Annotated in this window: 17 protein-coding genes; 11 read left to right on the top strand and 6 right to left on the bottom strand. The window is 68.8% G+C overall.

The window, feature by feature from the left end:
• Positions 1-25: 25 nt before the first annotated feature.
• Both EDD27_RS33650 and asnB read right to left on the bottom strand, forming a co-directional pair.
• A complete protein-coding gene (locus tag EDD27_RS33650; RefSeq protein WP_127935972.1) occupies positions 26-649 on the bottom strand; it encodes a TenA family protein in 624 nt (207 codons plus the stop codon).
• A 19-nt stretch (positions 650-668) separates the two neighbouring features.
• On the bottom strand, positions 669-2,540 hold the full coding sequence (gene asnB, locus EDD27_RS33645) for an asparagine synthase (glutamine-hydrolyzing) (RefSeq protein ID WP_127935971.1): 1,872 nt from the start codon (positions 2,538-2,540) through the stop codon (positions 669-671).
• A gap of 285 nt (positions 2,541-2,825) precedes the next feature.
• Between asnB and EDD27_RS33640 the strand changes: the two genes are divergently transcribed.
• The 10 genes from EDD27_RS33640 (at position 2,826) to EDD27_RS33595 (ending at position 13,466) form a co-directional block, all read left to right on the top strand.
• Complete coding sequence (locus EDD27_RS33640) at positions 2,826-4,571, top strand: MFS transporter (protein WP_127935970.1); 1,746 nt, start codon at positions 2,826-2,828, stop codon at positions 4,569-4,571.
• A gap of 77 nt (positions 4,572-4,648) precedes the next feature.
• Positions 4,649-6,754, top strand: a complete 2,106-nt coding sequence (locus EDD27_RS33635; RefSeq protein WP_206641781.1) for a multicopper oxidase family protein — start codon at positions 4,649-4,651, stop codon at positions 6,752-6,754.
• A gap of 98 nt (positions 6,755-6,852) precedes the next feature.
• Positions 6,853-8,082: a ketosynthase chain-length factor gene (locus EDD27_RS33630; RefSeq protein WP_127935969.1), complete on the top strand. Its 1,230-nt coding sequence runs from the start codon at positions 6,853-6,855 to the stop codon at positions 8,080-8,082.
• A 7-nt stretch (positions 8,083-8,089) separates the two neighbouring features.
• The gene (locus EDD27_RS33625; protein WP_127935968.1) at positions 8,090-8,356 is read left to right on the top strand and encodes an acyl carrier protein; all 267 of its coding nucleotides are present in this window, start codon (positions 8,090-8,092) and stop codon (positions 8,354-8,356) included.
• Between the two features lies 1 nt (position 8,357).
• A complete protein-coding gene (locus EDD27_RS33620) occupies positions 8,358-8,816 on the top strand; it encodes an SRPBCC family protein (RefSeq protein WP_127935967.1) in 459 nt (152 codons plus the stop codon).
• Between the two features lie 15 nt (positions 8,817-8,831).
• Positions 8,832-9,584, top strand: a complete 753-nt coding sequence (locus tag EDD27_RS33615; RefSeq protein ID WP_127935966.1) for an SDR family NAD(P)-dependent oxidoreductase — start codon at positions 8,832-8,834, stop codon at positions 9,582-9,584.
• Positions 9,584-9,898, top strand: a complete 315-nt coding sequence (locus tag EDD27_RS33610; RefSeq protein ID WP_127935965.1) for an antibiotic biosynthesis monooxygenase family protein — start codon at positions 9,584-9,586, stop codon at positions 9,896-9,898. The genes EDD27_RS33615 and EDD27_RS33610 overlap by 1 nt, the downstream gene beginning before the upstream one ends.
• A gap of 78 nt (positions 9,899-9,976) precedes the next feature.
• Positions 9,977-11,629 (top strand): acetyl-CoA carboxylase carboxyl transferase subunit alpha, encoded by a 1,653-nt coding sequence (gene accA, locus EDD27_RS33605; protein ID WP_241564396.1) that lies wholly within the window; start codon positions 9,977-9,979, stop codon positions 11,627-11,629.
• On the top strand, positions 11,626-12,120 hold the full coding sequence (gene accB, locus EDD27_RS33600; protein ID WP_127935963.1) for an acetyl-CoA carboxylase biotin carboxyl carrier protein: 495 nt from the start codon (positions 11,626-11,628) through the stop codon (positions 12,118-12,120). The genes accA and accB overlap by 4 nt, the downstream gene beginning before the upstream one ends.
• Positions 12,117-13,466, top strand: a complete 1,350-nt coding sequence (locus tag EDD27_RS33595; RefSeq protein ID WP_241564395.1) for an acetyl-CoA carboxylase biotin carboxylase subunit — start codon at positions 12,117-12,119, stop codon at positions 13,464-13,466. Before accB ends, EDD27_RS33595 begins: the two co-directional genes overlap by 4 nt.
• A gap of 74 nt (positions 13,467-13,540) precedes the next feature.
• On the opposite strand, the gene EDD27_RS33590 is transcribed toward EDD27_RS33595, so the two are convergent.
• The gene (locus EDD27_RS33590; protein WP_127935961.1) at positions 13,541-14,260 is read right to left on the bottom strand and encodes a TetR/AcrR family transcriptional regulator; all 720 of its coding nucleotides are present in this window, start codon (positions 14,258-14,260) and stop codon (positions 13,541-13,543) included.
• A 306-nt stretch (positions 14,261-14,566) separates the two neighbouring features.
• Between EDD27_RS33590 and EDD27_RS33585 the strand changes: the two genes are divergently transcribed.
• Complete coding sequence (locus EDD27_RS33585; protein WP_127935960.1) at positions 14,567-16,510, top strand: AfsR/SARP family transcriptional regulator; 1,944 nt, start codon at positions 14,567-14,569, stop codon at positions 16,508-16,510.
• A gap of 57 nt (positions 16,511-16,567) precedes the next feature.
• Here EDD27_RS33585 and EDD27_RS33580 read toward each other — a convergent pair whose 3' ends face one another.
• The 3 genes from EDD27_RS33580 to EDD27_RS33570 are packed head-to-tail and all read right to left on the bottom strand — an operon-like array spanning position 16,568 to position 19,544.
• Complete coding sequence (locus tag EDD27_RS33580; protein WP_127935959.1) at positions 16,568-17,386, bottom strand: carbohydrate ABC transporter permease; 819 nt, start codon at positions 17,384-17,386, stop codon at positions 16,568-16,570.
• A complete protein-coding gene (locus EDD27_RS33575; RefSeq protein WP_164903903.1) occupies positions 17,383-18,303 on the bottom strand; it encodes a carbohydrate ABC transporter permease in 921 nt (306 codons plus the stop codon). Before EDD27_RS33575 ends, EDD27_RS33580 begins: the two co-directional genes overlap by 4 nt.
• Complete coding sequence (locus EDD27_RS33570; RefSeq protein ID WP_127935958.1) at positions 18,300-19,544, bottom strand: extracellular solute-binding protein; 1,245 nt, start codon at positions 19,542-19,544, stop codon at positions 18,300-18,302. Before EDD27_RS33570 ends, EDD27_RS33575 begins: the two co-directional genes overlap by 4 nt.
• Positions 19,545-19,634 lie beyond the last annotated feature (90 nt).

Below are 19,634 nucleotides of genomic sequence, written 5' to 3'. Positions count from 1 at the left end.
GCGATTGGGATCGCTGAAACCCATGCTATTGGGCTGACTCCCACACGCTCCACTCGAAGCGAGCGCCACGGGCGAACAGGGACGCCATGGCAGCACGCTCGTCCTCCGCCAGGGTCTCCTCCAGCGCGTCCACCCGGGAGAGCGTCGACTCGACCACGGACAGGTAGTCCTTGTGCAGGTGAAGGGCGATGAACGAGCGGTAGACCGGATCGGGGGAGGAACGGCGCTGCATTTCCTTGCCCAGCTCGGCGTGGAACCACAGGCGAGGCAGCACCGCCGCCAGCGCCTCCGGGTAGCCGAGGTCGCGGCCCGCCGCAATGAGGAAGTCACCGTACGGCCGCTCGCCCTCGGGCGCGGCCGGGTCCTCTCTCAGCAGGTCGAGCATCGCCTTGCGCTTGGGTCCTGCGGATCTGGCGGCGCCCAGCGCGATGCCCGCATAGTGGGCCAGATCATCCAGGGTGGGGGCCTTGGCGGCGATCAGCGACAGCGCGCGGGCGAAGTCGACGAGGTGCAGGCTGTCGATCGCCACGAGCCGGGCGAGCGTGACCTTGGGCAGTTCGCCGTACCAGATGCCCCTGGGGATCGGATGGTCGGCGATCGCGGCGAAGCTCTCCTCGCCGGCCGTCCAGAGTTCCTTGCGAAGGCTCATCACATACCTCTCTCAGGTGTCAGGGGATGTCCAGTCGGACGCCGTAGTGCTGCAGCCACGCATTGAACGTGAGCACCATTTCGATGTGGGTTCGGTTCACCCAGGCGATGGGGCCGTTCTCCAGCTTTTCCGGCGCGGCCAGCACCGATCTGGCCGCGCCGATGTCGATCAGCTCATGGGCCGGTTGGGTGGGGTCGTCGAGGATCTCGGTCAGCGACCGGCTCAGGTAGCGGGTGTAGAGCGGGTCCTGGGTCACGGGGAATGGGCTTTTCTGCCTGCTCAGGACGTCTTCCGGGAGCAGGTCGGCGCCCGCGGCGCGCAGCAGCGCCTTTTCCCTGCCGTCGTGGCTCTTCATCGACCACGGCGTGTTGAAGACGTACTCGACCAGCTTCGGATCCACGTAAGGCACGCGTACCTCCAGCCCGACCGCCATGCTGATGCGGTCGTCGCGGGTCAGCAGGTGCTGCATCCATCTGGTCAGATGCAGGTGTGTGATCTCCCGCATGCGGCGCTCGCGGGCGGGCTCGCCTGCCAGCCTGGGCACCTCGGCCACGGCCTCCCTGTACCGGTCGGCGCTGTAGCCCTCCAGGTCGAGCTGCTTGAGCAGCCCTTCGTCGAGCAGGCCGCTGCCGAGTCCTGCGCCGGGGCAGAAGTACTGGTAGAAGGCGATCCACGGGAACGCCTCCACGTCGATGAGCTCCGGCACCCACGCCCAGTGGTAGCCGCCGAACACCTCGTCGGCGCCCTCGCCACAGAGTGCGACCGTGCTGTGCTCGCGTACCTGCGCGAACAGCTCGTAGAGGGAGGCGTCCATATCGCCAAGCGGGCTCGGGCGGTCCTGGGCCAGCACCGTGGCCCGCCGGATACCGGGCTCGGCGAGCCGCTCGGGCGTGATGACCACGGGCGTGTGCAGCGACTTCACATGCTGGGCGACCATGCGGGCGAACGGCGCGTCGGGGGTGTCGCGGACCTCGTCGGCACGGAAGCGCTCGGTGTACCGGGTGAACGTGACCGAGAAGGACCGAATGGGCTCCTCGCCCCTGGCGCCGCGGTGCCGGGCGGCCAGAGCGGTCATCACGCTTGAGTCGAGCCCGCCGGACAGCAGGGACCCGACGGGCACGTCGGCGACGAGCTGGGCGCCGATGATCTCCTCCAGCATGCCGCGGATGGTGTCCACCGTGGTCGGCAGGTCGTCGGTGTGCGGCCGGGATTCGAGCGCCCAGTAGCGGCGGTGGCGCAGGCCTGAGCGGGTCACGCGGACGATATGTCCCGGGCGTACCTCTTCGATGCCGGCGAACACGGTCCGCCCCGGCGTCCAGACCTGGCTGAAAGCCTCGCGAAGGCTGTCGGCGTCGGCCCTGGCCTCGATCCGGCCGGTGGCCATCAGGGCCTTCGGCTCCGAGGCGAAGTACAGCTCGCCGTCGGGGCCCCGGCCGTAGAAGAGCGGCTTGACCCCGAAGTGGTCGCGCACCAGCAGCAGTGACTGGTCGCGCGGGTCCCAGACGGCGAAGGCGAAGATGCCGTTCAGATGGTTCGCGACGTCGTCGCCCCACTCGAGATAGGCCCGGAGGACGACCTCGGTGTCGCCTTCCGTGCGGAACCGGTGGCCACGTGCCCGCAACTCGGCGCGTAGCTCGCGGTAGTTGTAGATCTCACCGTTGTAGGTCAGGGCGGCCAGTCGCCTGCCGTCCTCCTCGACCACCATCGGCTGGGCGCTGCCCGCCAGATCGATCACCGCGAGCCGCCGGTGGGCCAGGGCGGCGTGCCCCTGGGCCCACAGCCCGCCGGCGTCGGGGCCGCGGCAGGTCATCGTCTCCGCCATGGCCGCCGCGGTGTCCCGCAGGCCGGTCAGGTCTCGCTCAAAGTCAACATGACCCGCGATACCGCACATAGAGCACCTCTCCGTCCGTCGCGCTCGTTGGGAGCGAGCATCGCGAAGGCCGCTCGAGAGGGGCTTGGAACGGGATGGAGGAGGGCTTGCTCGAGGCGGCGTCGAGTCGCCCACCAGTGAGGCGGGCGACCATCAGGTTGCGATACGGCAGTCGCGATACGACGCGATGCCATATCGCGATACTTCATCCGCTATCTTGACTCATCTGAGTGTCGCGATATAGCGTGACGCCTGATCGAAATATATCGCGATTGCCTCTCACTTCCAAGGTCTCAAGGAGCAGTGATGTCCGAAAACGATGGGAGTCAGCCGCTGCGGCTCGCTGACGAAGCGGCTTCTCCCCCCAAGCGCCGGTGGGCCGTGCTGGCGATCATCCTGGTCGCCACGTTCATGGACCTGCTCGACGTGTCCATCGTCGCCATCGCGATCCCCTCGATCCAGGAGGACCTGCAGGCGACGTACACCTCGGCCCAGTGGATGCTGGCCGGGTACTCCCTGGCCTTCGCCCTGCTGCTGATCACCGGCGGGCGGCTGGGAGACATCGCCGGTCGCAAGCGCATCTTCTTGATCGGCATGGGCGGCTTCACGGTCGCCTCGGCACTGTGCGGCTTCGCCACGTCGCCCGAGATGCTGGTCGCGTCCCGGGTGATCCAGGGTGCGATGGCCGCGATGATGGTTCCGCAGGTCATCTCGACGATCCAGGTGATCTTCCCGCCGAAGGAGCGCGGCAACGCCTTCGCGATCTACGGCGGCATCGCCGGCCTGGCCACCATCAGCGGCCCGCTGCTCGGCGGCCTGCTGCTCAACGCCGATCTCTTCGGCAGCGGCTGGCGCTCGATCTTCCTGATCAACCTGCCGCTCGGCGTGGCCGCGTTCGTGGCGGCCATCGCGATCATGCCCGAGGTACGGGTGCCGCTGGCCCACACCCTCCGGCTCGACCTGGTCGGCAGCTTCCTGATCACTGTCACGATGCTGCTGCTGATGTTCCCGCTGATCCAGGGCCGCGACCTGGACTGGCCGGTGTGGGCGCTGGTCATGATGGGCGCTTCCGTCATCGGCCTGCTGATCTTCGGCGCCCACCAGCGCGCCCGGGCGGCGAAGAACGCCTCCCCGCTGGTCCCGCCGTCATTGTTCAGGAAGGTGTCCTTCACCGGCGGTCTCTTCGTGAACCTCGCCTTCTTCGCCGGCATCGTCTCGTTCTTCCTCGTGTTCATCATTTACCTGCAGGCAGGCCGCGGCGAGTCCGTCCTGTCGGCGGCGCTGACGTTGCTGCCGTGGTCCGTCGGCATCGCGGTGGCCAGCGGCATGGGCTTCCAGCTCGCGCCCAAGCTGGGCCGCAGCGTCCTGCAGATCGGCGCCACGCTGATGACCGTGGCCATGGGCGGCGTCATCCTGACCATCCAGATGGGTGGTGCGGACGCCTCCCTGTGGTGGTACGTCCCCAGCATGCTCATCGGCGGCGTCGGCATGGGCCTGGTGGCTCCGCTGCTGGTCGACGCCGTGGTCTCCGACATCCCGCACACCGAGGCGGGCTCGGCGTCGGGCGTGCTCAGCGCCATTCAGCAGGCCGGCGGCGCGCTCGGCATCGCCCTCGTCGGCCTGATCTTCTTCGGTTCGGTGAGCGGCGGCGCCCAGAGCGTCGCCGAGTCGGTGACCCCGCAGATCCGCACGGCGCTGGAGGCAGCGGGCGCGCCCGGGCCGTCGATCGACGAGGCCACCCGGGGCTTCGTCCGCTGCTTCGTCGACCGGGCCGAGGAGAAGGACCCGACCGCGGTGCCCGCTAGCTGCAAGGAGGCGCAGTCGCCTCAGCAGGGCGTGCCGGCCGCCGTGGAGCAGGCGTTCACCAAGGCGGCAGACGACGGCAGGGCCGACCTGTTCAACCAGGCCATGACCAACGCGGCCCTGTACAACGGGGGCATCTTCGTCCTGACCTTCCTCCTGGTCTTCCTCCTGCCGCGCAGGATCAACGTCCACGCCGAGGCCGACGCGGGCGCGCCGGAGGAGACTCCCGAGCCCGCCCCGCTGAGCTGATCCGCATACATCGGCGTCGCGAATAGCCGGCACACCGGTGAACGCGGCGCCGATCCGCTTCCTTTGAGAGGTGCCCCGTGTTCGAGCCGTCGATCGCGCTCTACGACGATCAGGTCAACAATGACGTCACCGTCGCCATCCTCCTACTGGCCCTCTGGGCGGTCCTGGCTCGTGGCCTGTACCGCCTCCCCTTCAGAAAGACCGCGCACAAGCTCCGGCGCGCCAGCCGATGGCTGTTCGCCGGCACGGTGCTGGCCGTGTTGCTCGTGCCGACGCGCTTGGTCACCATCCTCGTCCTGGGTGGCTACGGCTCCCATTTCGCGATGGACCGGCTGTGGATCGGCATGCCGCTGGCCGGGGTGCCGGCGATCTTCGCGCTCGTGCTGACCTTGCCGCGGCTGAAGCGGTTCGCGGTCGAGGAGGTTCCGGACCGCACGGCCGCCCCGACCGACGAGCAGCGGCTCAGGGCGGCCGCGCCGGCGATCTCCCTGCCGGCGCGGGCAGCGGCCATCGGATCGCTCGTCACCCTCGTCCGGTTGATCTTCGCGCCCGCGCCCCCGCTGTTCGTCCCGGTCCTGGTCACCCTCGCCGTCGTCGGCGCGTGGGTGCTGGTGCTCAGCCGCCGGCACCGGGCGCGCACGACGGGCGGGACCGTACGCCCGATGCTGCACGGCCGGGCCCGCACCCGCCGCAACCTCCTCGGCACGGTCACCGTGCTGGCGCTGGTCGCCGCCTATGCCGCCTGGGATTGGCAGGCCAGCAGACTGCCCGACAGCTACAGCATGATGGACCACACCATGACGTACGGCTCGGGCCCCGCGGCTGGGCACGGCCACCTCGCCGCCGGCTCCACCCGGACCACGGCCGAATCGATCTCCGTGGCCGACCTCACGGGGCCGCGCACCGGCACCCCCGACAAGCGCTTCACACTCACCGCCACCGAGGCCAAGATGAACCTCAGCTCGGGAGCCGTCATCGACGCGGTGGTCTTCAACGGTCAGCTGCCCGGCCCCGAACTGCGGGTCCGCGAGGGCGACCTGGTCGAGGTGACGCTCGTCAACAAGACCCGCAACGTGCCCACCACAATCCACTGGCACGGCATCGATGTGCCGAACGCCGAGGACGGCGTGGCCGGCGTCACGCAGGACGCCGTGGCGCCCGGCAAGAGCCACACCTACCGGTGGGTCGCGGGCCAGACGGGAACGTATTGGTACCACTCCCACCAGCAGTCCTCGACCCAGGTCCGCCGCGGGCTCTTCGGCCCTCTGGTGATCGAGAAGAAGGACGCCCCGCAGCCTGCGAACGTCAAGGAGTTCATGCTCTCCTCGCATGTCTGGGACACCGACAAGGGCGAGGTCACCTCGCTGAACGCGGACGACACCCTGCGCAGGGAGGCGGTGGCACCCGGCACCCCGGTGCGCATCAGGCTCGTCAATTCCGACAACTTCCTCAAGACCTTCACGTTGACCGGGGCGCCGTACAAGGTGACCGCGCTGGACGGCAATGACGTGAACGCGCCCACCGACCTGAGCCGGGTGAAGCTGCCGCTCGGCGGTGGCGGGCGGTACGACCTGGAGTTCGTCATGCCCGACGGTCCCGTGAGGTTCGCCGACCTGGCCGCCCCGCAGGCCGGGCTGCTCCTGTCGCCCGACGGGAAGGGCGAACTGGCCCCGCTCACGGAGGTGCCCGAGTTCGACCCGACCCGCTACGGAACGGCGCTGCCCACCGAGTTCGGGCCCGACAGCACGTTCGACCGCTCGTACGAGCTGATCCTGGACAACAAACCCGGATTCTTCGACGGCAACCCGTACTACCTGTGGACGATCAACGGGTCGGTCTTCCCCGACGTGCCCATGCTGATGGTGCGGGAAGGGGAACTGGTGAAGATGACCATCGTGAACCGCAGTTTCCTCGAACATCCCATGCACCTGCACGGCCACCGCGTGCTCGTGCTCAGTCGCAACGGCAAACGCGTCACCGGCAGCCCGGTCTGGCTGGACACGATCACGATCGTGGACGGGGAGACGTACGAGGTGGCCTTCAAAGCGGACAACCCGGGCCTGTGGATGGACCACTGCCACAATCTCACGCACGCGGCCATGGGCATGACCGTCCATCTGGGCTACGAGAACGTGCACACGCCCTACCGCGCTGGCCGGGCTACCGGAAACGTCCCGGAATAGGGCGAGCCGAGCCTCTCTCGAGGCATCCCCCAGCGGTACGAGCCACCCTGTGATCGGACGCGGGAAGCCCCCGCGACCGACACAGGAGGGTTCGACAGATGAGCAGCGCATCAGCGGACGCCCGGGGCGGCGCCGTGGTGACCGGTCTCGGTGTCGTGGCACCTACGGGAATCGGCGTCGAGGCGCACTGGCAGGCCGTGCTGGCCGGCAAGTCCGGGATCGAAAGGATCACCCGCTTCGACCCCACGCCGTATCCGGTGCGGCTGGCCGGCGAAGTGCCGGGATTCACGGCGAAAGAGCGGGTGCCGGGCAGGCTGATCCCGCAGACCGATCACTGGACGCACATGGCCCTGGCAGCGGCCGAGGCCGCGCTCGCCGATGCCGGGGCCGAGCCTGCCGGGTTGCCCGAATACGAGATGGCCGTGGTGACGTCCAGCTCGTCGGGTGGCACCGAGTTCGGCCAGCACGAGATGGAACGCCTCTACACGAAGGGGTCGTCGTGGGTGAGCGCGTACCAGTCGATCGGCTGGTTCTACGCGGCGACCACGGGACAGGTGTCCATCAGGCACGGCATGCGCGGCCCGTGCGGTGTCCTGTGCACCGAGCAGGCCGGTGGCCTCGACGCGCTCGGCCAGGCGCGCCGGCTGCTGAGGTCGGACGCCAGGCTGGTGGTCAGCGGCGGGACCGACGCCTCGCTGTGCCCCTACGGCCTCACCGCGCAGCTCGCCACGGGCCTGCTCTCCACCGAGCAGGATCCGGGCCGCGCCTACCTTCCCTTCGACGCCGCCGCCTGCGGGTACCTGCCCGGTGAGGGCGGCGCCATCCTCGTCGTGGAGCGCGACTCCGAAGACGGCTACGGCGTCATCGCCGGCTATGCCGCCGGATTCGACCCTCGCCCCGGCTCGTCCCGGCCGCCCGCGCTGCGCGGCGTCATCGAGCGCGCGCTGGCCGATGCCGGGCTCACCCCGCGAGACGTCGACGTCGTGTTCGCCGACGCGGCCGGCGTGCCCGAGCTGGACCTGACCGAGGCCAGAGCTGTCTGCGAGGTGTTCGGCGACCGCGGGACGCCGGTCACCGCCCCCAAGACCCTCACCGGCCGCCTCTACGGCGGTGGCGCCGCGCTCGACGTCGCAACCGCGCTGCTCGCCATCAGGGACGACGTCATCCCGCACACGGCGGGCCCGACCCGCCTCGCCGCGGGCTGCGACATCGACCTGGTGCTCGGCGAGCCGAGGGACACACCGGTGCGCAACGCACTCGTTCTCGCCCGCGGCCACGGCGGTTTCGCCGCGGCCATGGTGCTGTCCGACATCAACTACCGAAAGTGAGCTCACGATGCAGGAATTCACCCTGGAGGACCTCAAGCAGACCCTGCGCGCGATCGCGGGCCAGGACGAGCAGGTCGACCTGGACGGTGACATCCACGACACCCCGCTGGCCGACCTCGGCTACGACTCGCTGGCGCTGCTCGAGCTGGCCAGCCACCTCGAGAAGCGCTACTCCGTCGCCATCCCTGACGACGCGGTGCACGAGATGGAGACGCCGCGGGCGGCCATCGCCTACATCAACGCCCGCCTCGCCGAGTCCGCCGAGGCGGCCTGACATGGCCGAGCACACCGACAACCACATCGTCATCGACGCGCCCATGGAGGTCGTGTGGCGGATGACGAACGACATCGAGTCGTGGACCGAGCTGTTCAGCGAGTATTCGGAGGCCACGATCCTCGAGCGCAGCGGCGACTCGATCCTGTTCAGGCTCGCGCTGCACCCCGACGAGAACGGCAAGGTGTGGAGCTGGGTCTCCCTGCGCACGCCCGACCCCTTGACCCGCACGGTGCGCTCGCACCGAGTCGAGACGGGTCCGTTCAAGTACATGTCCCTCTTTTGGGAGTACACCGAGACGGACCAGGGCGTGCGCATGCGGTGGGTGCAGGACTTCGAGATGAGACCCGAGGCCCCGGTGGACGACGCGGCCATGCGTGACCGGCTCAACCGCAACACGCTGGTGCAGCTCCAGCTCATCAAGGACAAGGTCGAAGCGGCCGCCCGCGCGGCGGCGTGACAGCAGGGACGGGAAATGGATCTCGGACTCAGTGGGAAGAAGGCCCTGGTCACCGGTGGGACCAGGGGCATCGGCAGGGGGATCGTGCTGGAGCTGGCACGTCACGGCGTCGACGTCGTCACCTGCTACCGGCAGGCCGGCGAGGCCGTCGCGTCCCTGGAGCGTGAGCTCAAGGAGATCGGCGGAGACCATCACGTCCTGCGGGCGGACCTCGGCGATCCGGCGGAGGTCGCGGCGCTGCTCGACGCGTGCGAACAAAGGTTCGGCCGACTGGACCTCGTGGTGAACAACGCCGCGACGATCAGCCACGTGCCGTACGAGCAACTCGGCGCCGAGCAGTGGCGAGAGATCGTCGACGTCAACCTCACCTCCGTGCACCTGGTCATCCAGGGCGCGCTGCGGCTGATGACGGCCGGCGCCTCGGTGGTCAGCATCGGGTCGAAGTCGGCAGAGGTGGGCATCCCGCTGCGGGCCCACTACACGGCGACCAAGGCCGCGCTGGTGGGGTTGTCGCGCTCGCTGGCCAAGGAGTATGGCTCGCGGGGGATCAGGTTCAACGTACTCTCCCTCGGCGTCATCCGTACGGAGGCGCTGGAGGCGCTCCCCGACGACCAGCGGGAGCTCATGGTGAAGCGCTATAGCGAGAAGACGGCCCTGGGGCGCCTCGGCACTCCCGCGGAGATCGCCGGCGGCGTGCTCTGGCTGGCCAGCGACCTCGCCCGGTATGTCACGGGCGCTGTCATCCCGGTGGACGGAGGGATCTCCTGATGAGTGCGGCGACGTTCAGAGTCATGCTGCGCATGCAGATCAACCCCGGTATGGGCCCCGATTTCGAGCAGACGTGGCTGAAGGTCGGCGACTCCGTCACCTCACATCCCGCCAATCGAGGGCAGTGGTTGTCGCGGAGCGAAGACGAGGAGGACATCTACTACATCGTCAGCGACTGGGCCGACGAGCCGAGCTTCCGCCAGTTCGAGACGAGCGACCGGCACGTGGAGCACCGCAAGCAGCTCCACCCGTACCGGTCGGGCGGGTCGATGACGACCATGACGATCCTCGCCCACCTCGCGGGCGCCGGCTGAGTGCCTCGGGGAGTCCAGATGACCAGCATGACGTTTCGATCTCCAGGCTCGCCGACGGCGTCCGAGGAAGCGGACTGGATGAGCTGCCGTCGCTGCCGCGTGCTGCTGTATCGCAAGAGGTTCGACCGGGCGGGCGGCGTGTGTCCCGAGTGCGGGTGGCACAGCCCGCTCACGGCAGGTCGGCGCCTGGCGACACTCGTCGACCGGGAGACGGCCGTGCCGGTCAGGCTCCCCGACACCGTGCACGACCCGCTGTCGTTCGTCGATCTCGAGCCGTACGCGGGCCGACTGGCCAAGGCTCGCGCGCAGACCGGGCTCGACGACGCGGTTCAGGTGGTGCGCGGCACCATCCAGGACCGGCCCGTCGTGGCCGCCGTCATGGACTTCCGGTTCCTCGGCGGCAGCCTGGGCACGGCAGCGGGCGAGGCCGTCGCCGTGGCGGCCGAGACCGCACTCGCCGACGGGGTCCCTCTCCTGCTGGTCACCGCCTCCGGTGGCGCCCGCATGCAGGAGGGGACCCTGTCTCTCATGCAGATGGCCAAGACCGCCAACGGCATGGCCGAACTGGATGAGGCCGGGCTGCTGACCGTCTCCCTGATCACCGATCCGACGTACGGCGGGGTCGCCGCGTCCTTCGCGACGCTGTCCGACATCCTGATCGCGGAGCCGGGCGCCAGGATGGGCTTCGCCGGGCCACGGGTGATCGAGCAGACGATCCGCGAGAAGCTGCCGCAGGGCTTCCAGACGGCCGAGTTCCTACTGGAGCACGGGCTCATCGACGGCGTCAGGCCCAGGGCGGAGCTGCCGTACCTGCTCGGCACGCTGCTGTCGGCAGCGGCGCCACCGGCCGGCGACCGGGGCGGCGCGGCGCCGGACGTCGCGGTGCGCGATCCGGCCGACCTGGCCGGGCGTCCCGTCGAGCAGACGGTACGGCTGGCGCGCGAGCTGGGCCGGCCCACCACGCTGGACCACGTGGCGGAATGGACCGACAGGTTCGTCGAGCTGCGCGGCGACCGGATGGGCGGCGATTGCCCGGCCATCGTCGGTGGTCTGGCCGTGCTCGACGGGCTGCCCCTGATGGTCATCGGCCACCAGAAGGGGCACACGACGGATGAGCTGATCCGCCGTAACTTCGGCATGCCGACGCCGGCCGGCTACCGCAAGGCCATGCGTCTCATGAGGCTCGCCGCGAAGCTGCGGATCCCGGTGGTGACCCTGATCGACACGCCGGGCGCGTATCCGGGGCTGGAGGCGGAGGAGCGCGGCCAAGCCGGCACCATCGCCGAATGCATCCGTCTCATGGGAAGCCTGCCGGTGCCCGTGGTCAGCGTGGTCACCGGCGAGGGCGGCAGCGGCGGCGCGCTCGCGCTCGGCGTCGCGAACGAGGTGCTGATGTGCGAGAACAGCATCTATTCCGTGATCAGTCCTGAGGGATGCGCGGCGATCCTGTGGCGCAGTCCCGAGGCGGCCCATACGGCTGCCGCCGCCCTGAAGGTCGATGCCGGCTCCACCCTCGAGCTCGGCATCGTCGACGGCGTGATCCCGGAACCCGACGGCGGGGCGCACCGCGACCCGGCCGCCGCCAGTCGGCTGGTCCGCCTGGCGGTCACCCGGGCACTGCGGGACCTGCGCGGGCGTGACGGCACGGAGCTGGTGGCCCAGCGCCGCCTGCGCTATCGGCGCTTCGGATCGGCCGACACCTCACTCCAGGTGAAAGGAATCCTTCCGTGACAGAGAGCCTGCCCTCGACTGCCCCCGGCACCGATCCCGCCACGGATGTCAGCACGGTGTGGCGCACTGTGCTCGACATGGTCGGTGGGACCACCAGGCCACCCAGCCGGATCAGCGTTCAGCTCGGCTCGGCCAGCATCGAGATGGAGTGGGCGCATCTCGCGGACGCTGCCGCGCCTGGCGTCGCGCCCTCTGCACCCGGCGTCGCCCCTCCAGCGCTGGAGGAGGCTGGCGAGCCACTATGGGAGCCTGTGCGCACGCCGCTGGTCGGCACGTTCTATCGCGCTCCCGAACCGGGTGCCAAGCCCTACGTGGACGTGGGCGACATCGTCGAGCCGGGAGACCAGATAGGGATCGTGGAGGCGATGAAACTGATGAACCCGATCCTGGCCGACATCACCGGCCGCGTGGTGGAGATCTGCGTGAGCGATGGTCAGCCCGTCCAGTACGACCAGCCGCTGCTGCTGCTCGAGCCATGGGAGGGGGAGTGACCTTCGACACGGTGCTCGTGGCGAATCGCGGGGAGATAGCGCTACGGGTCGTTCGCACCTGCCGGGAGATGGGGATCAGGACCGTGGCGGTCTACTCCACGGCGGACCAGGACTCCGCGGCCGTCAGGGCGGCGGACGAGGCCGTGCACATCGGTCCCGGGCCGGCCAAGCAGAGCTACCTCTACCCTCCGGCGATCATCGAGGCGGCGCTGCTCGCCGGGGCGCAGGCCGTCCACCCCGGCTACGGGTTCCTCTCCGAGGATCCGGACTTCGCCGAGATCTGCGCGAAGAACGATCTGGTCTTCATCGGCCCCCGTCCCGAGGTCATGGCCAAGCTGGGAGACAAGGCGCTGGCCAGGAGCCTGATGGCGGACGCGGGACTGCCGGTGCTCCCGGGCACGCGCGAGCCGGTCGGGACCGCGCAAGAGGTCTCGGCCACTGTAGAGCGCATCGGCCTGCCGGTGATCATCAAAGCGTCGGCCGGGGGAGGCGGCCGGGGCATGGCGGTGGTCAGGACCATGGAGGAGTTGCTGCCCGCGTACCGCTCGGTGCGGGCGGCGGCCCGGGCGGTCTTCGGCGACGACCGCGTCTACCTGGAGCGTTACGTGGAGCGGGCCCGCCACATCGAGGTGCAAGTGCTCGCTGACGAGCACGGCAACGTGCTCCACCTGGGCGAGCGCGACTGCTCGGTGCAGCGCCGCCACCAGAAACTGGTGGAGGAGAGCCCGGCGCCCCGCCTGGATCCGGCGACGTCGCGCGAGCTGTACGCGGCAGCCGTGCGTGGCGCCGAGGCGGTCGGGTTCACGGGTGCGGGCACCTTCGAGTTCCTGGTGGACGGCCGGGACATCGCGTTTCTCGAGGTGAACTCGCGCATCCAGGTGGAGCATCCGGTGACGGAGCTGGTGACCGGCATCGATCTGATCAGGGAACAGATCAGGATCGCCGCTGGGGAGCCTCTCTCGCTGCGCCAGGAGGACGTCCGTTTCTCCGGCGCGGCGGTGGAATGCCGGGTCAACGCGGAGGACCCGAGCAGGGACTTCGCGCCGTGTCCCGGCCGGCTGGCGGAGTTCGTGCCCCCGGGCGGTCCGTTCGTCCGCGTGGACACGCATGCCTTCCCCGGCTGGGAGATCTCTCCTTACTACGACTCGCTGCTGGCCAAGGTCGTCGTCTGGGCGCCCGACCGGGAGCAGGCGCTGGCCAGGATGGACCGCGCCCTGAGGGAGTTCAGGATCGGCGGCCCGAACGTCCACACGACAAAAGAGCTGTTACGCGAGGTGGTGGCCGATCCGGTGTTCGCCGCGGGCCGCCACACCACGGCCCTGCTCGACGGGCGGCCGGCGACCTGAGCGCGGCGGCCGGAAGTCGTTTCACGCTGACCGTTTGCCAACGGTCAGCGTTTCTTTTTGTGAAACAGAGATCGCTAAAACTTTTCTACATTCTTCAGGCCGTGCAGCAACAAGTTGAGACCGAACTCGAATCGTGTCTCGTCGCTGCCCGTAAGGAGGCTCCCGACCAGCGCCCTGGTGTGCGGGAAATGCTCCTCGGGCAGGCTCGCGTAATAGTCGCCCATGCGCTGCCAGTAGGCGTTGACTTCGGAAGGGGTGGTGCGGCCTCTGACGATGTGGTTGCTGACCTCAAGAGCGTCGGCGGTGACGTAGAGGGTCAGCCGGTCGACGGCCCAGCCGCAGGCCTGGTCGGGCAGGCCGGCCGCGCGCAGGATGGCCAGGAAGCCCTCCGCGACCCACAGGCCGTTCGGCCCGGAGGGGGCGTAGGCCAGGCCGATCCTCGCGATGTCGGCGTGGTCGGTCAGTGCCTTGCGCAGAGCGAAGGCGAGCTCCTTGATCTGCTCCTCCCAACGGGTGGGGTCGGCCTCGGGGACCGGCACCTCGCCGAAGACGTGATCGATGAGGAGTTCGAGCAGCTCATCCTTGTTGGCCACGTAGACGTACAGCGAGGCGGAGCCGGTCTTGAGCTCCTGGGCGACCCGCCGCATGCTGAGGGCGTCGAGCCCTTCCTGGTCCACGATCCGCAGGGCCGTCCGCACGATGAGGTCCTGAGTCAGCGGGGGCCTGGACGGCTCTGTCTTGGCGGGGGTGCGCCACGGGGGTCGTGGGGCGGCGGGCGGGCGGCGCTCTGCCATGTCCAGCTCCTCTAGCTCTTGCGGACAGTGTACTGGATCGGGACAATGGTCGTATGCCGAACACTGATCGTTAACCGATCGACGTTCGGACAATCGGGGGGCACGTTTTCATAGGCGGCCGAATTCTGTTCGGCGGGACGGCGCTTTTTGCAAAAGGGGAAAGCAATAGATGCTTGACTGCATACAGTCGCTATGATCGAATTACCACGCGATCTAATAGTGTCGGCTTCCCAATTGCAGAGCGCGCTTCCGTAACGCCGGACGTCGGCTAACGCAGCATGACCGCACAGGAAATGACGGGGGTTGATGACATTGCGTGTGAGCCTCTTAGGGCCCCTGCAGGTGATTCGCGGCGAAGAAATCGTCACACCTTCCGCGGGGAAACTGAGACAACTTCTCAGTCTGCTCGCTCTCTGCGCAAACAACATCGTCCTGATCGAACAGATCATCGAAGAGCTGTGGGAGCAATGCCCACCGGCCAGCGTCTCGACCACGCTGCAGACCTACATCTACCTCCTCCGCAAGGACCTGGGCCTAGGCCGGCCACAGTCCACCCGCGCTTCCGGCACCGTCGACCGGCGGCCCTCCTTGCAGACCTCTCCGTACGGATACCAACTGTGTCTCGACACCGAGCTGCTCGACTCCCTGCGGTTCGAGCAGCTCGCCGAACGCGGCAGGCTCGAACTGGAGGCCGGCAAGACGGCTACGGCCGCCGGCACGCTCGCCGAGGCCCTGCAGCACTGGCGGGGCCCGGCGCTGGTGGATGTGGCCTGCGGGCCGCTCCTCCAGGCTGAAGTCCTGCGGCTGGAGGAAAACCGCAAGAGCACGCTGGAAAACCGCATCGACGCGGATCTCGCGCTGGGCCGGCACATGGAGCTACTGGGGGAGCTCACTGCGCTGGTCGCCAAGCACCCCACGCACGAGGGCTTCCCCGCCAGGCTGATGAAGGCGTTGTACCGGGCGGGGCGCAGGTCCGACGCGCTGGGCGTCTACCAGCGCCTGCGCTACAACCTCGCCACCGAACTCGGCCTGGACCCCTCGACTGAGGTCGAGCGGCTGCACCAGAGCATTCTGAACGCCGACTCCGTGCTGGACCTGCCCGAGCCTGCCGAGAGCAGCACCGTGCTCCCCGTGACGAGCACGCCGCCGTCGCAGATACCCCACGCGGTTCCGGAGATCGTCGGCCGGTCGCAGCAGCTCGCGGAGATCTTCGACCTGCTGACCGCGCCTGCGCCGGAACGGCCGACCGTGGTGATGATCGCAGGCCCGCCGGGAGTGGGCGCGACGACCATCTGCGCGCATGTGTCGCACCAGGTGCGCGGTTGCTATCCCGGGGGCCAGTTCTTCGCCGCCATGATCGACCAAGACGGTCGGCGGGTCGGCGCCGCAAAGGTGCTGGAGAACTTCCTGAAGGCGATCGGCGTGCCCGAGGATCGGATGCCCCCGTCGCTCATGGAACGCGCGCAGGTGTTCCAGGACTGGGCGCGAACGAGGAAGATTCTCATCGTGCTCGACGACGTCGTCGACACCTGCCAGGTCAGCCCTCTGCTGCCGGTCAATCCGGACAGCGCACTTCTGGTCACGTGCCGACGCCGGCTGTCGATCCCCTCCGTGTCCACACTCGTCAACATCCCCCCGCTGACCGTGGACGAGGGGGTGCGACTCCTGATGGACCTGCTGGGCAAGAACCGCGTAGAGCGGGAGCTCGCCGCCGCCCGGCGGCTGGTCGACCTGTACGACGGCCTGCCGGCCGCGCTGCAGGGCATCGCGGCCTGCCTGCTGGTGCGCCCGCACTGGACCCTCGAACGGCTGGCGGCGCGCAAGGACTACGAGCTGTCGGTCTCCGGCGCCGTCGCGCCCGAGCGGTCCGACGATCCAGCGGGGAGCATCCTGGCCAGCGTCCAGCGGACCTACCAGCTCGCGCCGCGCCGCTCGCAGATCGCGCTGGGCCAGCTCGCGAAGTTGTCGGCCTCCGTGGTCTCGTTGTCTGTCGCGGCCTCGGCTCTGGGGGTGGACGAACACCTGGCCGAGTCGATCCTGGAGGAGCTGGTGGAGCTCAGGCTCTTGGAGACAGAGGCGGTCGCCCATCAGGAGAAGGGCCCGCACTACTGGTTTCTGCCCACGTTCCGCCGCATGGGCACGCATCTCGCGGGCTTCCGGCATCGCCTGCACTGGACCGAGGGCGGCTTCCCCGCCACGACGGGTGCCGAAGCTCTTGCCGGAGCACAGGGTCTGCCCCGGGTGTCGTGACGCCCGCCACAGCGGAAACCGCCCAGCTCACTGGGCGGTTTCGCAGTTCTGCGTGGGTCAGTCCTTCACGGCGCCGCCGAGTCCTGACACCAGCCGTCGCTGCACCGCCACGAAGAAGATCAGCACCGGGATCGTCATCAGCGTCGAGGCCGCCATGATCCCGCCCCAGTCGTTCTCGTCCGGCTTGAAGAAGACGAGCAGCGCCGCGGGCAGGGTCTGGTTGTCCTTGGCGGAGATGATGAAGGTCCTGGCGAAGATGAAGTCGTTCCAGGCCGTGATGAAGGAGAAGACGCTGGTCGCCACGAGGCCGGGGGCGACCAGCGGGAACAGGATCCGCCACAACACGGTCGCGCGACCGGCGCCGTCGATCATCGCCGCTTCCTCCAGCGCCTCGGGCACGCCGGCGACGAAGCCGCGCATCATCCAGATCGCGAACGGCAGCGTGAAAGCCAGCTGCACCAGCACCAGCGAGGCCAGCGTGTTGAGCAGCCCGAGGTCCCTGACCACGAAGAACAGCGGGATCGTCAGCGCCTCCACGGGCACCATCTGCGCGATCAGGAACATGATCAGCACAGTGGTCCTGAATCTGAACGTGAACCGGGTCACCGCCACGGCGGCCAGGAACGCCACCCCGGCCGACAACACGACCACGGTCAGCGCCACGCCCGCGCTGTTGAGCAGGTAACGGCCGAAGCCCTCCCCTGTCAGCACCCGGACGAAGTTGTCCAGCGTCGGGTGCAGGGTCCATGGCTTGACGTCGAGCGACTGGATCTCGCCGGCGGGCTTGAGCGCCGACAACACCATCCAATAGAGCGGGAACGCGGTCAGGAACGCCACGACCAGCGCCACGATGTTGGGGATCAGACGTCTCTTCATAGCCGCTCCCCACCGCGATGAAGGGCCCGGATGTACAACAGGGTGACCGCGAGCAGGATCAGCGTCATGACGACCGCGATGGCCGAGCCCAGGCCGTACTCCGAAGAGCCGAAGGCGGTCTGGTACGCGTAGACGTTCAGCACGGTGTTCTGCCCGGCCACCCCGCCCCCGTTGGTCATGACGTAGATCTGCGTGAACACCTTGAAGTCCCAGATCACCGACTGGATGACGACGATGGCGATCAGCGGCCGGAGCATCGGCACGATGATCTTCCAGAACGACTGCCACACCGACGCCCCGTCGATCCCGGCCGCCTCCAGCACCGACCCCGGGATGGCCTGGATGCCCGCGTACAGCGTCACCATGACCAGTGGGAACGAGTGCCACACGATCGTGGCCCCGACCACCCCGAACGTCACCCACCGGTCGTAGAACCAGTTGAACCCGTCCAGCCCGAGCACCTGGTTGACCAGCCCGAGATCGGCGTCGAACAGGAACATCCACACCGTCGAGCCGGTCATCGCGGGCGCCGCCCACGCGCCCAGCGCGGCCAGCGACAGCGCCGTGCGCGGCACGGGGCCGACCCTGGTCAGCAGCACCGCCAGCGCCGCGCCGACGGCCAGGGTGGCGACCACGAGCGCCGCCGCGAACCCGACCGTCTGCGCCAGCACCTCCCAGAACCGGGCGTCGCCGAAGATCGTCGCATAGTTCCCGAACCCCACGAATGTGCTCGGCTGCCCGCCACTGACCTGGGCCTGCCGGTAGTCGAAGACCGACAGCAGGCCCAGCATGTAGACGGGGTAGCCGAACATCGGCACGAGCACGGCCGCCGCCGGCAGCAGGTAGAGCCAGGGGCGGGGCCGGCCCCGCCCGGCTCGTGCCCGCACGTGGCGCCCGGTCAGGGCCACCGCCGTCACGAGCGTCCGAAGGCCGCCTTGACGGCCGTGGCCGCCTCGGCGGTGGCGGTGTCCACGTCGGCCTGGCCGGTGGCGATCTTCTGCAGCATCGTGGGGATGACCTTGCCGTTGTCGATCTTCACCCAGGCGGGGTCGATCGGCACGAACTTCGTCCCGCTCGCCACCGTCTCCAGGAACGGCTTCAGGAACGGGTCCTTGGCCGCCAGTTCCTCGCGTGCCGCGGTCAGCGTCGGCAGGTTGCCCATGGCCTCGTACATCTTGACCTGGTATGCCTTGCTTCCGAGCAGCTTGACGAAGTCCACGGCGAGCGTCCGATGCTGGGCGTTCTTCATGACGCCCAGGTTGTTGCCGCCGGCGAAGGCCGGCGCGATCGAGCCCTTGGCGGAGCCGGGCAGCGGCACCACCGCGTACTTGCCGGCCACCGCGCCCGCGTCCATCGCGGAGCGGTTGAAGTTGCCCCCGATGCCCATTCCCGCCTTGCCGCTGGCGAACAACTCGACCGTCTTGCCGCCGGTGAGCGACACGCACGCCTGCGGCGGGCAGATCTCGTCCGTCAGCAGGTCCGTGTACGCCTTGACGCCCTTGCGGGACTGGGCCGAGTCCAGCGAGGTGATGTCGCCGCCGGCGTCCCAGATGAAGGGCAGGGCGCCGAAGGTGTTCTCGCCGCCGACGGCCATGCCGTACAGGTCGGGCTTCTTCTCGCGGATCGTGCGGGCGGTCTCCGTCAGCTCGACGATCGAGGCCGGAGGCTTCAGCCCCAGCTCGTCGAAGACGTCGGTGCGGTAGTAGAGGGCCCGGACGCCGATGAACCACGGCAGGCCGTACTGCTTGCCGTCCACGGAGGCCGACTGGAGGAGGTCGGGCGTCATGTCCTGGCCCTTGAGCTCCGCCGTGAGGTCGGCGAACCCGCCGGCGGCCGCGTACTCGGCGAGGTCGGTGTTGCCGTACTCGGCGACGTCCGGCGAGCTGGCCGGATCGTTGAAGGCCCCCTTGAACTTCTCGTGCCGGGCCGGCGTGGTGGGAATGTAGGTGATCTCTACCTTCACATCGGCGTGGGCGGCGGTGAACTCCTTGATCGCCTCATTGACGACCTTGTCTTTGGGCGCGCGGTTGGGCTCGTCGAAGAGCCACACGCGCAGCGTGCCGGTCTTCTCATCGGCGCCGCCTCCTGCCGGGGCGGTCGACGGAGCGCAGGCGGCCAGCGCGAGCGTTCCGGCCGCGACCAAGTAAAGAAACTTCACTTTTACCTCCTCTGGCCGCAGACACTAAGAACGCCCGCAGGTCGCGGGAAGGTTCGTAATTGGTTGTTCTGCATAGCAAAACGTCGTGTT

The sequence above is a fragment of the Nonomuraea polychroma genome (assembly GCF_004011505.1).
In the GTDB taxonomy this organism is placed as follows: Bacteria; Actinomycetota; Actinomycetes; order Streptosporangiales; family Streptosporangiaceae; genus Nonomuraea; species Nonomuraea polychroma.
Note: the sequence above shows the minus strand (reverse complement) of the source record. Positions and strands in the feature narration are given on the sequence as shown.